We start from the raw sequence: 14,489 nt of genomic DNA on the forward strand, positions 1-14,489 counted from the left end.
AGTCAGATCATGGTTACGCGTCGCCGCTTTCTTCAAGGCATGGCCGCCTTCACTGTTCTGGGTAGCAGCGCGAGCGCGCTGCCGGCGTTCCCGGCCGCTGCGGGCAAGAAGAAGGCGCTTGCCGAAGGCGTGTCGCGTCACGTCGACGTGTTCGTGGGCACCGGCGGTCACGGCCACACGTTTCCCGGGCCGACCATGCCGTTCGGCATGATGCAGCTCGGCCCCGACACCAACGACTCCCAATGGGACGGCAGCTCGGGCTATCACCAGGCCGACGGCTCGATCATGGGCTTCTCGCACACGCACCTGTCAGGCACCGGCGCCGCAGACATGCTGGACGTGCTGGTCGTTCCCGCCATGGGACCGGTATTGCTGCAGCCGGGCGACCGCGACTATGACGGCGTCAACTACACCTCGCGCTACGACGGCGTGCACGCCGGCAGCGGCCCCAAGCCCAAAGGCTACAAGACGGGCATCAAGGGCTATCGCTCGCATTACACAGGCGAACAGGCGCGCCCCGGCTATTACCGCGTGCAGCTGACCGACAGCCATGTGCTCGCGGAACTGACGGCGACGGATCGCGCCGGCATCCATCGCTACACCTTCCAGCAAAGCGGCGAGGCTCATCTGCTGGTCGACTTCGCCCACGGCTTCCACGACGATCCGAAGAAGCCGGCCCGCGTTACCGACGCCGAACTGAAACTGGTAGGCAATGACACGCTGGTGGGCTCGCGTCGCGCGCATCAATGGGCGGATGGACGTCACATCTATTTCGCGCTCAAGGTGTCGCGCCCGTTCAAGCAGGGCACGCTGTATGCCGACGACAAGGCGCTGGCCGACGGCAGCACGCAGGCCAAGGGCATCAACCTCAAGGCCGCCCTGTTCTACGACAAGCTCGACGACGCACCGCTGCTGGTGAAGGTCGGCATTTCCGGCGTGGACATCGAAGGCGCGCTGCGCAACCTGATGACCGAGATTCCCGCATGGGATTTCGATGGCGTGCAGGCGGCGGCCGAAGCCGCGTGGGAACGCGAGCTTGGCAAGATCCGCATCGAGTCATCCGACGATGCCATCATGCGCACGTTCTACAGCGCGCTCTATCACACCATGCTCGCGCCCACGCTGTTCAGCGACACGGACGGCCGCTATCGCGGCATGGACATGAAGGTGCACCAGCTGCCCAAGGGCCAGCACAACTACAGCACGTATTCGCTGTGGGATACCTACCGCGCCGAGCACCCGTTGTTCACGCTGTATCAGCCCGAGCGCGTGCCCGACCTCGTCAACGGCCTGGTGCGCATGGCGCAGGAGAGCCCGGCCGGTCCGCCGGTGTGGCCGCTGCAAGGCATCGAAACGGTGTGCATGATCGGCTATCACTCGGCCGTGGTGATTGCCGAAGCGCAAGCCAAGGGCTTCACCGGCATCGACTACGCCGCCGCGTGGCCGGTGTTCCGCAAGCGAGCGATGGAAGACGATTACTTCGGCTTGCCCGAATACCGCAAGCGCGGCTACATCCCCAGCGACGTCGAAAACGAGGCGGTGAGCAAGACGCTGGAATACGCGTATGACGACTGGGTGATGGCGCACTACGCCGAGAAGCTCGGCCATCACGACGATGCCGTCGCACTCAAGGCGCGCTCGCAGAACTACCGCAACGTGTTCGACAAGTCGGTGAACTTCGTGCGGCCGCGCGGCAGCGATGGAAAATGGCTGGAGCCGTTCGATCCGCGCGCCATCGGCCATTCCAAGAAGTGGCGCGACTTCACCGAATCGAATGCGTGGCAGGCCACCTTCCTCAACCAGCACGACGTGTACTCGTACATGACGATGTTCGGTGGCGCGAACACCTTCGAGAAGAAGCTGGACGAGCTGTTCACCACCGACTCCGAACTGCCGGCCGATGCGCCGCCGGATATCGCCGGCATGGTCGGCCAGTTCGCCTTCGGCAACGAGCCGGGTCATCACATGCCCTACCTCTATGCGTATACCGGCGCGCACCACAAGACGCAGGCGCGCGTGCGCATGCTGCTGGAAACCATGTACCTGCCCGAGCCCGATGGCCTGCCCGGCAACGAGGATTGCGGCCAGATGAGTGCGTGGTACGTGATGAGCGCGCTGGGCCTGTACGCGGTCGATCCGGTGAGCACGCATTACGTGTTTGGCAGCCCGCTGCTGGAGCGCGCGGAAGTGCAACTCGCCGGCGGCAAGCGACTGGTGGTGCAGACGCAGGGCAACGGCAAGGGCCGTCCGTACATCCAGTCGGTGAGCTGGAACGGCAAGCCGTGGAGCAAGAGCTGGATCAGTCACGCCGAGCTGACCGCCGGCGGCACGTTGCTTTTCCAGATGAGCGACAAGCCCAACCCGGCGTTCGGCTCGGCCCTGGCCGATCGTCCGCCCAGCTTCGGCAAGCCAGCCAGCGAACAGGCCTGACCGTTCGCCATCGAGCGCGCCCGCCCTAGGTGGCGGGCGACGCCTGCGGCGCAACGCTATGCAGGTCCTGCAGCGTCGTGGGCAGCAGTTCGGCGATGGTCGGGTGGATGTGCACGGCGTGCGTCACGGTGCGATACGGCGCATCCGCATACATCACGTCGAGCAGGCAATGGATGGCCTCGTCGCCGCTGGCGCCGAGGATGGCGGCGCCCAGCAGGCGTTCGCTCTGCGCATCCACGATCACCTTCATGAAACCCAAGGTCTCGCCTCGCTCGATGGCGCGCCCCACGCGCGTCATCGGCCGCACGCCTACCTGCACGTCGTAGCCGCGCTTCAGGGCCTCGGTTTCGGTAAGCCCGATACGTGCCAGCGGCGGATCGATGTAGAGCGCATAGGCGGGAATGCGATCGGTGATGCGGCGCAGCTCGTTGTCCAGCACATTGGCCGCGACGATTTCATAGTCGTTGTACGAGGTGTGCGTAAACGCACCGCGCCCGTTGCAGTCGCCCATCGCCCAGATGCCTTCGACATTGGTGCGGCACTGGTCGTCCACCACGATGTAGCCGTGATCGTCCATCTCCACGCCAGCAGAGTCCAGGCCCAGGTCGTCCGTGTTCGGCCGGCGTCCCACCGCCAATAGAAGATGCGTACCATGCACCGCCATGCGCGGCTCCGCACATTCGGCGATCACGCAGATCCTGCCTTCCTCGCCTTGCAGCTCGATGCATTCGGCACCGAGATGCAGTTCGATGCCTTCGCGCTGCAGTATGTCCACCACGGCCTCGGATACATCGGGATCCTCCCGCGGCAACAGCCGCTTGCCCTTTTCAACGATAGTCACCTTCGCGCCGAACCGGCGAAACATCTGCCCGAATTCCAGCCCGATGTAACTGCCGCCCACGATCACCAGGTGGTCTGGCAGCTCCTTCAGATCCATCACACCGACATTGGTCAGATAAGGCACGGTCTTTACACCGGGAAAATCCGGCTCCACGGCGCGGCCGCCGACGTTGATGAAGATCTGGTCCGCCTCAATCAACTCATCGCCCACGCGCATGGTCCGCGGCGATTCAAATCGCGCATGCCCGCGCAGGAGGGTGACGTTGGGCATGCCGGCCACCCAGTTTTCCACGCTGCTGCGCGAGCGCTCGGAAATGCCGCGCGTGCGCTTCCACACCTGCGCCATGTCCACGGTGATATCGCCCGTACCCACGCCATACTCCGCAGCACGGCGACCGGTGTGCGCCACGTACGCACTCGCCACCATGGCCTTGGTGGGAATGCAGCCCGTGTTGACGCAGGTGCCGCCCATCAACTTCCGCTCGATCAGGGCCACCTTGCGGCCGGCGGCGCTCAAGCGCTGTGCCAAGGAAGGACCCGCCTGCCCCGCTCCAACCACGATGGCATCGAATCGCTGGGTCATGATGGCTGCTCACGCTGTTCGGAAAACGCAAGCGTGACACCGCGACGCGTAAGGAAGCGTCAATGCGTCAGGCACCGGCGCCGCACTGGCTTATGGCGTTGCCAGGCGCGCGGCGTGGATTGCCATGACCCGGTTTTCCTGCGAAGGCAGTACCCGGCTTTGCAGTCCTTGAAAACAGGGCGCGAGAAGCGCGGTGACGCGATCTCGGGTGGCCGCGTCGTGCTCTCCGATGCCACCAGTGAACACCAGCAGGTCCACGCCGCCCAGCACCACGGCCATCCCGGCGACCTGCCTGGCCACCGACAGGGCGAACTGTTCCAAAGCCAATGCGGCCAGGGGGTTCTCCGTCGCACGCGCCAACTCACGCACATCCGCGCTCACACCCGAGATGCCGCGCAGACCCGAGCGGTGCTCCAGCAGATCCTCCAGCGCGCGTGCATCCGCATGCCCTTCGCGCAGAAGAAACAGCATCACGCCGGGATCGAGATCGCCCGGACGCGTTCCCATGATGATGCCGCCCGTCGGCGTCATGCCCATGCTGGTATCGACGGATTGGCCGTCACGCACGGCCGTGAGGCTGGCGCCGCTGCCAAGGTGGGCGATCACCAATCGCGATGGGACATCCGCCATCTGCCCAAGAATGGACTCGCTCGAGAGCCCATGGAATCCATAACGCTGCACGCCCTTGGCCAGCAGCTCGTGCGGCAACGGCAGGACACGGGCCATGTCCGGCAGATGCCGATGGAACGCCGTGTCGAAACACGCGACCTGGCGCGCGTGCGGCAAGGCCTTGGTGGCATGCCGGATCCAATCGAGCGCCGCGGGCACATGCAGCGGCGCGAAGCTTGCCGCCGCCTCGATCTTCTTGGTCACGCCCTCGTCGATCAGGCAGTGCTCGCGCAGCCACGGGCCACCATGCACGATGCGATGGGCCACGGCGTCGATGGGTGTATCCGCGGCAAGCTTCTGCAACACGGCGCGCGCGGCGTCGTCGCTGTCGCCCGACAGCTCATGACTCGCCGCGCCGGCGTTCTCGCCATAACGCAACTGCCAGTGCTCACCGCGTACCTCGATCTCACCTTCGGCGACCGCTCGCGGCTCGCTGGATTCCACCCGATAGATACCGAATTTGAGCGACGAGGAGCCGACATTCAGGGTCAACACATTCATGCGGACTGCCATTGCCAGTCGCGCACGTCCGGCAGATCGATGCCATGCTCGCTCACGTAAAGGCGATGGCGCTCGATGTCGCTCCAATAGCGCTGCGACGCTTCGGCACGCAGGTGCGCGAGTTTCGGCACACGGTTGACCACGTCCAGCGCCAATTGGAAGCGGTCGAGGTTGTTGAGCACCATCATGTCGAACGGCGTGGTGGTGGTGCCCTCTTCCTTGTAACCGCGCACGTGGATGTTGTCGTGGTTATGACGGCGATAGGTGAGCTTGTGGATGATGCCGGGGTAGCCATGGAAGGCGAAGATGACCGGACGGTCGCGCGTGAACAGGCGATCGAATTCGTCGTGATCCATGCCATGCGGATGCTCGTCCGACGTTTGCAGCGTCAGCAGGTCGACCACGTTCACCACGCGGATGCGCAAATCGGGAATGGCCTTGCGCAACAGCGTGACGGCCGCCAGCGTTTCCACCGTGGGCGCATCGCCGGCACAGGCCATCACCACATCGGGATCGTCATCGCCGTGGCCCGCCCAATGCCAGATACCGGCACCGGCCGTGCAATGCGCAATCGCCGCTTCGATATCCAGCCACTGCCAGTCGGGCTGTTTGCCGGAGATGATCAGGTTGACGTACTGGCGGCTGCGCAGGCAGTGGTCGGCCACGGAAAGCAGGCAGTTGGCGTCGGGTGGCAGATAGATGCGCACGATCTCCGCCTTCTTGTTCGCCACGTGATCGATGAAGCCCGGGTCCTGGTGCGAGAAGCCGTTGTGGTCCTGGTGCCACACGTGCGAGCTGAGCAGATAGTTGAGCGAGGCGATGGGCGGACGCCATGACATGGTGCGCGTCACCTTCAACCACTTCGCATGCTGGTTGAACATCGAGTCGACGATGTGGATGAAGGCCTCGTAGCAGTTGAACAAGCCATGCCTTCCCGTGAGCAGGTAGCCTTCCAGCCAGCCCTGGCATTGATGCTCGCTGAGCATTTCCATGACGCGGCCATCGGGTGCGAGATTCATGTCGGTATCGACTGTCTCGGCCATCCATGCCTTGGGCGACACCTCGTACACCGCCTCCAGTCGATTGGACGCGGTTTCGTCCGGCCCGAACAGGCGGAAGTTGGCGTCCTCGCGATTGAACGCCATCACGTCGCGCAGCCAACGACCGAGATTGCGCGTAGCCTCCGCCTTGAGTGCGCCAGGCTGCTCGACGTTCAACGCATGCACGCGGAAGTCCGGCATGCGCAGCGGCTTGAGCAGGCTGCCACCGTTCGCGTGCGGGTTCGCGCTCATGCGCCGCTGGCCCGTGGGCGGCAACTGGCTTAGCTCTTCGATCAGCGTGCCGTTGCCATCGAACAACTCCTGCGGTTTGTAGCTGCGCATCCAGCGTTCGAGTATTTCCAGATGACCAGGCTTGGCCATGTCGGAGAGCGGCACCTGATGCGCACGCCACGTCCCCTCCACCGGCACGCCATCGACGAAGGCAGGCCCGGTCCATCCCTTGGGCGAACGCAGCACGATCATCGGCCAGCGCGGCCGCTTTGCCGCACCAGCGTCCGCGCTGCGCGCCCGGCGCTGGATGCGCCGGATGCGTGCGAGACAGATATCGAGCGCCGCGGCGAATGCCACATGCATGTCGGCCGGATCGCTGCCCTCCACGAACACGGGCTCGTGCCCATAGCCCTGCAGCAGATACTTCAGTTCACGATCGCCGATGCGCGCGAGCACCGTCGGATTGGCGATCTTGTAGCCATTCAGATGCAGGATGGGCAGCACGGCACCGTCGCGCGCGGGGTTCAGGAACTTGTTCGAGTGCCAGCTGGTAGCGAGCGGGCCGGTCTCCGCTTCGCCATCGCCGACGATGCAGGTGACGATGAGGTCGGGATTGTCGAACGCTGCGCCGTACGCGTGCGACAGCGAATAACCCAGTTCGCCGCCTTCGTGGATCGAGCCCGGCGTCTCGGGCGCCACATGGCTGGGCACGCCGTACGGCCAGGAAAACTGCCGGAACAACTGGCGCATGCCTTCGCGATCGCGACCGACGTGCGGGTAGATCTCGGTATACGAGCCTTCCAGATAACTGTTCGCGACGAGTCCCGGGCCGCCGTGCCCCGGACCGATCACATAGATCATGTTCAGGCCCTGCTGCCGGATGACGCGATTGAGATGCACGTAGATGAAGTTGAGCCCGGACGTGGTGCCCCAATGGCCAAGCAAACGCTGCTTGACGTGATCCAGCGTCAGCGGTTCTTCGAGCAGCGGATTGTCCCGCAGGTAGATCTGCCCGACGGTGAGGTAATTCGCCGCGTTCCAGTAGCGGTGCATCCTGTCCCTCAGGACCGGATCGAGTGACGGCATGGCGCGCATCCTTATGATCGGGACGTGATCGCCCGATCCTGCCTGCCGATGCGTGCAGGCGCCGTCATCACGCCGCCGTCGCGCGGCGCGTTGGTTGCGTCACGGCTTCACGTCGAGCTCGTTGGTCACTTCCTTGACGCCACCCGCTTGCCGGGCCACCGTTTCGATGCGCAGCTTTTCCTTGTCGTCTTTGGCTACGCCCCGCAACACGACCGCGCTGTCCACCACGATCACGGTGACATGGTGGCCCGCATCGGACAGCGAGGCATCGTTCTCGATGGCCTTGCGCACCGCGGCCTGCAGTTGGGCATCGGCGGATGAGTGGACCTGTGACACGGGCTGGGGAGGTTCGATTGCCTGTAACGCCATGGCCTGGCCGGTGATCAGCGCCGCCAGGCAGCCCAACGCACGCCTGTTCATATGCTTGCTCCGTCGCGTGGAAAACTGCCGCCCTGCTATTAGCAAATGTTGCCCGTGAACCGAACGTGCAATCGGTGGTTTCGCCATCGTCGTCGCGCGGACGAATCGCCGTGTCATGCCGGCACGCGGCGGCATTCCATGCGATCGGCGCCGAGGCCTTTCACGACTCCATCATCTTTTGCGGAACGTGCCGCACGCGGCTGAACCACGGTGCGTGGGCAAGAAAAAACCCCGGCACAGGCCGGGGTTTTCTTCTTACTCGATACGCTTGATTACTTGCCGAAGTCGTAGCCCACTTCGAAATACACCGAGCGACCCAATGCGTTGTACAGGGTCACGTCGTAGTACGGCCAGCTGCCGTTGGTCGTGTCCGTGGGCGGACGCTTGTTGGCGATGTTGTTGACCACCAGCGAGATCGTCGTGCTCGGCAGGACCTTGTAGTTCACGCTGCCGTTGAAGGTGATCCACGGACCAATGTCCTTGGCGGTGCCGATGGAGTTCCAGGAACTGCCGTTGCGGATGCCGAACAGCGTGCTGCTCCACTTGCCGATGTTCCAGGTGGCCGTACCGCTGACCCTGCTCTTGAACTCATTGGAGTTGGCGCAGCACAGGTAGTTGGTCACCGGATCGCCGGCCTTTTCCTGATAGGTGTGCTTGAGTTCGTCGTAGTAGTCCAGGCTAAACAGGAAGCTGCCGATCGACGAGGTCTTGAGGTGATAGTTCAAGCTGGACTGGATGCCGGTCTGGTATTCCGTGGCCACGTTGATCGGGTAGGTATCCACTTCCGATATGCCGCCGGGATTCACCGGATCGGTGGACGGCAGGCGCTTCACTTCGCCCAGCACTTCGCGACAGGTCGGCGAGTTGATGTCGAACGCCTGCTCGCCGTTCTCGGACGTGCCGAGGCGGCAGTTCGCTTCCTGCTGCAGGATTTCGTCGCTGCTCAGCGTCACCACTTCATTGGAGATGCGAATGGCGTTGTAGTCCACCGACCAGCTCAGGTTGTTGTCCGCCGTGGACCAGACGAAGCCATAGGTGAACGACTTGGCGGTGATGTCCTTGAGGTTGGTGTTACCCGAAGACACCGCCAGCATCGACGTGCCCGACTGTGCGCAGTTGTCGTAGGTCTGCGAGTTGTAACCTTCCTGGCGACACTTGTAGTAGTCGGTCGACTGCGAATAACCGCTGCTATGCGAGGAGAACAGGTAGAACATGTCCGGCGCGCGGAACGCGGTGGCGTAGCTGCCGCGCAACAGCAATGTGTCGATCGGACGGTATTCCAGGCCGAGCTTGTAGGTAGCCTTGCCGTTGCCGGTACCCGCATAGCTGTATTTGTCATAGCGCGAGGACACGTTGGCGACCAGCGTCTCCAGCAGCGGTATGCGCATCTCGCCACCGAAGGCGTACTGGCTGCGCTTGCCCGCTGCGGTGGTGCTGCCGGTCACGCCACGATAGTAGCCTTCGGCGGCGGCCGGACTGGCCGAGCTATTGTCGAAACGCTCGTTGCTGTTCTGCACGATGGCAGCGAAACCCACGTCGCCCGCAGGCAGCGAGAACAGCGAGGTGGTGTTGGCGGTGAGGGTCTCGTTCTGCGTCCAGGCCATCGAGTGGGAGATGTTGGGCGCGGTGAACTGGTCGTACTGGGCACGCGTCAGCGGTTGATACAATCGATCCAAATTCGGCGCGAAAATAGCGTAGCCATTCGGATCGGTACCCAGCTGCGGCCCGAGGTAGTAATCGTCGATGCCGTTGGCGGCGAGGAAGTCGGTGGACTTGCGCGTCACATTGGACTGCGAACGGTTGTAGTAGCCGTCGTAGTTCCAGCTCGAATTGCCGATGCTGCCGCGCACGCCGAGGCTCACGTTGTAGGTGCGCGTGAACACGTGCTGGTCCTGCGCATCCGAACCCACTTCTTCGGGCGCGAAGATGCGCTGCCATTCCTCGTACTGGCCGCTGGTCTGGTTGTAGAACGTGTTGTTCCAGAACGGACTGCCGCCGTTGTAGGTCGGGTTGCTGTAGCTGTACAGCATATCCGCATACAGCTCGGTGCTGTCGTTGAGGTGGTAGCGCGCGAACAGCGAGCCGTTGGCGTCGGTGCTCTTGTTGGCCAGCGTGGCGTAGCTCACGTTGTTCGGGCTGCCGCAGTAGTAGCCCAGGTTGGAGCCGGCGCGATAGCTGTACGCGGTGGTGCCGTTGTACAGATAGCTCAGCGGTGCGCAGGTGGCCGCACCCGGATCGACGTAATGCGGGTTGTCGCCTTCGGCCAGGCGCAGGAAGGTGCGTGAGGGCACGCCGGGCTTGCCGGTCGGGTCATCGTTGTAGGAGTCGATGTAGCTGCGCTGGTAGGCCCAGATCGGGTCTTCCTTCGACAGCTGCAGGCCGCCGCTCAATTCGAAATCGCCCCAGGTGTGGCCCGAGCTCAGCTGCAGTCGCTTGCTGGCGCCGCCGCCATCGCTGTAGTCGCCGTAGCGGAAGCTGACGTGCGTACCGTCGATGTGGTCCTTCATCACGATGTTGACCACGCCCGCGATGGCCGCCGAACCATAGATGGACGACTGGCCGCCGGTCAGCACATCGATATGGTCGATCAGGCCCACCGGGATATTGGCGATGTCGGTGATGTTGTTGTTGCCGTTGTACGCCAGCGGATAGCTCGCCATCGGCCTGCCGTTGAGCAGGGTCAGCGTGAAGCTGGGATTGAGGCCGAACAGGCTGACGGTCTTGGCGCCGGGCGTGTAACCACCGGTGAACTGCGGATCCTGCACGGAGCCGTTGGCGATCGGCAGCGAACGCAGTGCATCGAACGTATCGGTAAAGCCCTGCTGGTCGATGTCCTTGGCGGTGATGGTGGTGATGGGCGACGGACCTTCGATCTGCGCGCGTGGAATCAGCGAGCCGGTCACCGTCACCGCTTCGAGCTTCTTGGTCTTGGCGGTCTTCTCATCGGTAGCGGTGGCCACCGGCGCGGGCGCGCTGCTGTCCTGCGTCGACTGCGCCACGGGCGCCGGCGACGCGGCATCGGCTTCACCGGCCAGCGCCTGGCCGATCGACAAGGCCAACAAACTCACTGCAAATGCACTTGCAACATAGGTTTTCATGAACAACGGTTCTCCCCGGAATGTGCTCAATTTGCCGCCTCGCGGCGGACTTGCCATGACGCTTCTTCGCCGCCGTGATCCCCGGCGGGCAATATGAAGACGCAAAAACTCCCCATGCCGCAGAAATGCGTTTCTGCGGCCCCCGACTTCTCTGCAATGCATCAACTCAGGGCGTAGGCGCTAACCCAAGCCACTCGATCTCCGACAACCCAACCCCTTGCGAGCCGTCGACATGCTCCGCACGCCAGCGGTAATGCGCATAGTCCCCCTGATGCGCAACGCCGAACGCACGCGTCTGTCGACGCCACGGAAATGCTTCGCCGCGACGTTCATCCAGGGTCACCCAGTGAACGCCATCGGCCGAACCTTCGAACTTCCAATTCTTTGGATCACGTCCCGCCTTGGCGGACGACGTGAGCGTGTACATGGTGATCTGCCGTGGCTGTTCCAGATCCAGCTGCACGGTGGGTTCCGAGCCGCGCAATTGGGCTTCGGTGTCGGATGTGTTGTCGCTCAATGCACGCGCAGCCTTGTCGTCACCCGGCACAACGACCTTCGCACCCTTGGCGTCGGCGGCGTCGACCAGTGGCGACGGCGCGGCGCTGCCCGTCGTTTGCGACGGCAAGCGCGCACCGCCATCGGCACTGCCCCACTGGGAAGGCGCATCGCCCATGCGGAAGTCGAGCACTGCGCCGTTGGCGAGATCGGCGTGCGCCAGCCAGCTGCGGTCGTACGGCTTGCCGTTGAGCATCATGCCCTGGATGTAACGGTTGCGATCGCTCACGCCCGAGGCACGAATGTCGATGCTCTTGCCGTTGTCCAGGTGAATGATCATGTGCGGGAAGTACGGCGCACCGATGGCGTAGGTCGGCGTGCCCATGCGCAGCGGATAGAAGCCGGCCGCGCTGAACACCCACCAGCCGGACATCTCGCCGTTGTCCTCGTCGCCCGGGTAACCCTGCCCGATCTCGCTGCCGACATACAGGCGCGACAGCGCATCGCGCACCTTGTCCTGCGTCTTCCACGGCTGGCCGACCAGGTCGTACATGTAGAGGATGTGATGCGACGGCTGGTTGCTGTGGCCGTACTGGCCCATGCGCACATCGCGCGCCTCCAGCATCTCGTGGATGATGCCGCCGTATTCGCCCACGTGGAATTCGGTGCCGGCGTCGAAGAACGCGTCCAGCTTCTTCGCCAGTCCGTCGATGCCGCCGTAGAGGTTCGCCAGCCCCTGCCCGTCCTGCACGCCGTCGAAGGTCATGTTCCAGGCATTGGTTTCGGTGTAGTCGCCACCCCAGGCGCGCGGATCGAAATGCTCCGCATCGATGCGCCAGGAACCATCCGGCTTGCGACCCACGAAGAAGCCGACGGCAGCATCGAACAGGTTCACGAAGTTGAGCGAGCGGCTGTGGAAATAGCGCGCATCGTCGGCATAGTGCGAGCCGTACGCATCGCCCGACTCATGATTGGCAGCGAGCGTCTGCGCCAGTTCGCCAATGCCGAAATCGTTGAGGTAGCCGGCCATCGACCACGACAGGCCTTCATCGGTGCTGTTGTCCACGTAGCCGTTGAACACCGAGCGCTCGATGCCTTTGCGGCCGGCGCCCGGAATGTCGCTGACCACCGTCGCATCCTTCAACGCCGCCTGGTAGAACGAACGCACGTCGAAGTTGTGGATGCCCTTGTTCCAGGCATCGGCAAAGGCGACGTCTGCGCTCGTGCCCACCATCAAGTCGGCATAGCCCGGCGACGACCAGCGCGCGATCCAGCCGCCGTCGCGGTACTGCTGCACGAAGCCGTCGATCATCTCGCCGGCCTGCGTGGGCGTCAGCAGTGCATACGCCGGCCATGCGGTGCGATAGGTATCCCACAGGCCGTTGTTGACGTACGGCTTGCCGGCGACGATGCGCGCGCCCGTCTGGGTGGGCGTATTCGTGCCAGTGGCCGCGGAGAACGGGCTCGCGTAGCGATAGTCGGGCTTCTGCGTGGTGCCCACGTTTTCGTAGGCTTCGTTCGGATACAGGAACAGGCGATAGAGGTTGGAGTACAGCGTGACCTTGTCGCCTGCGGCGGCGCCCGGAATCTCGATATGGCCGAGCATCTCGTTCCAGCGGCTGGCGGCGCGCGCCTGCACGCTGTCGAACGTGTCGTCGGCGGCAATCTCCAGCGCGAGATTTCGCTTGGCCTGCTCCAGGCTGATCAGCGACGTGGCGATGCGCATCGTCACCGTCTTGTTCAGCGCCGTGTTGAATCCGAACCAGGCACCCACGTGCTCGCGCCCCTGCGTCGTCAGCCGGCCGCTTTCCGTGACGGGCTGATCGAACGTGGCAAAGAAGAACAGGCGCGTAGCACCGGTGGACAGATGACTGGCCACGTCGGAATAACCGCTGATGCTGTTGTGCGACGGATCCAGCTCGATGCCGGCCTTGTCATTGCGGTTGTCGAACACCAGCTGCGAGCGCTCGCCCTTGAAGGTGAAGCGCATCATGGCGGCATGACTGGTGGGCGTCATCGCCGTGGTGATGCCGTTGTCGAACGTCACCTGATAAAGATCGGCACGCGCCGTCTCGTGATCGTGCGTGAAGCTCAGCGAACGCGCGTCGCGGTCGAGCGGCGGCGCGCCACTCTCCACGGCGGCGGGCATGACCTGGAACGTCTGGCGATCGCCCATCCACGGGCTGGGCTCGTGGCTCAGCGCGAACGCCTGGATACGCGGGTGGTTGTCGGGGCCGTTGCGGTCCTGGTACTGGTAGATCCAGTCCGAGCCAGCCTGCGTGGTCGGCGTCCAGAAATTGAAGCCATGCGGCATCGCCACGGCGGGGAAATTGTTGCCGCGCGAGAAATGCGCGTTCGCATTGCTGCCGCGACGCGTGTCGACATACATGTTGGGTGATGCATCGGTTGCCGCAGACGCATCGGCGAAACGCAGGTCGTCGAGATAACCGTGGAACGCCTCCACGCCCTTGGGTGCGTTCTCCACCAGTTCGATGGCGGCGACCGTCTTCCCGGCAGCCACGGCGCCCACATCGATGTCGATGGCATTCCACTGGTTGTCGTGCAGCACGCGGGCGCCGCCCTGTGCCGGCGCACTGGCGCGCACGTGGTGCTGATCGAAGGCATTGAGCGCGGATAGACGCGTGCCGTCCGTAAACACCAGGTCGACCGCCACGAACTGTGCAAAGCCGCGAGCCTCACCGGAAGCGTCCGCAGGAAGCACGACATAGGAGAGATGCGAGGCCGCCGTCACCGGCTGCTTCGTGCGGTACAGCACGGTGCGGCGCTCGCGCGCTTCGTTCACCGCATCCGCGTCATAACGAAGAGCGCGCGTGCCGGTAAAACCGACACCCGGCTTGGAGGTGAGGGATTCCTCCTTGCCGGGGCCGGACACCACACTCATTCGCCAGCCTTTGACGCTGGCCGATTCAGGTTGGGCATCGCCCGTTTCGAACGATGTGAAAAAGCCCTGAGCGGGCACAGTCGCTGCATGCGTTGCCGCCGCAAGACTCAAGGCAACGGAGAGACTCATCACGCGACGACGCAGGTCACGCGACGACGTGATGCCATGAAGGACTGATCGCTTGCTCATCTGTT

7 protein-coding genes are annotated in these 14,489 nt (G+C 63.8%); 1 reads left to right on the forward strand and 6 read right to left on the reverse strand.

All coding sequences use genetic code 11. The features are described from left to right. The first annotated feature begins 9 nt into the window (after positions 1-9). Complete coding sequence (locus tag ABIC75_RS02250; protein WP_354012239.1) at positions 10-2,430, forward strand: GH92 family glycosyl hydrolase; 2,421 nt, start codon at positions 10-12, stop codon at positions 2,428-2,430. Between the two features lie 25 nt (positions 2,431-2,455). Here the strand turns inward: ABIC75_RS02250 and ABIC75_RS02255 are convergent, their stop codons facing one another. From ABIC75_RS02255 to ABIC75_RS02280, 6 genes are all read right to left on the reverse strand, one after another. Beyond that, positions 2,456-3,853, reverse strand: a complete 1,398-nt coding sequence (locus ABIC75_RS02255) for an FAD-containing oxidoreductase (protein WP_354012240.1) — start codon at positions 3,851-3,853, stop codon at positions 2,456-2,458. A gap of 90 nt (positions 3,854-3,943) precedes the next feature. Then, positions 3,944-5,023 (reverse strand): acetate/propionate family kinase, encoded by a 1,080-nt coding sequence (locus ABIC75_RS02260; protein WP_354012241.1) that lies wholly within the window; start codon positions 5,021-5,023, stop codon positions 3,944-3,946. Then, entirely contained in the window at positions 5,020-7,380 is a 2,361-nt protein-coding gene (locus tag ABIC75_RS02265) for a phosphoketolase family protein (protein ID WP_354012242.1), read from the reverse strand. Before ABIC75_RS02265 ends, ABIC75_RS02260 begins: the two co-directional genes overlap by 4 nt. Positions 7,381-7,479: 99 nt before the next feature. Then, positions 7,480-7,800 (reverse strand): BON domain-containing protein, encoded by a 321-nt coding sequence (locus ABIC75_RS02270; RefSeq protein WP_354012243.1) that lies wholly within the window; start codon positions 7,798-7,800, stop codon positions 7,480-7,482. Positions 7,801-8,072: 272 nt separating this feature from the next. Further along, positions 8,073-10,898 carry a TonB-dependent receptor plug domain-containing protein gene (locus ABIC75_RS02275; RefSeq protein ID WP_354012244.1) on the reverse strand — a complete coding sequence of 942 codons (2,826 nt, stop codon included), beginning with the start codon at positions 10,896-10,898 and terminating at the stop codon, positions 8,073-8,075. 166 nt (positions 10,899-11,064) lie between these two features. Beyond that, positions 11,065-14,484: a GH92 family glycosyl hydrolase gene (locus tag ABIC75_RS02280; protein WP_354012245.1), complete on the reverse strand. Its 3,420-nt coding sequence runs from the start codon at positions 14,482-14,484 to the stop codon at positions 11,065-11,067. Between the last annotated feature and the right edge of the window lie 5 nt (positions 14,485-14,489).

The sequence above is a fragment of the Dyella japonica genome (assembly GCF_040545895.1).
GTDB lineage: Bacteria > Pseudomonadota > Gammaproteobacteria > Xanthomonadales > Rhodanobacteraceae > Dyella > Dyella japonica_D.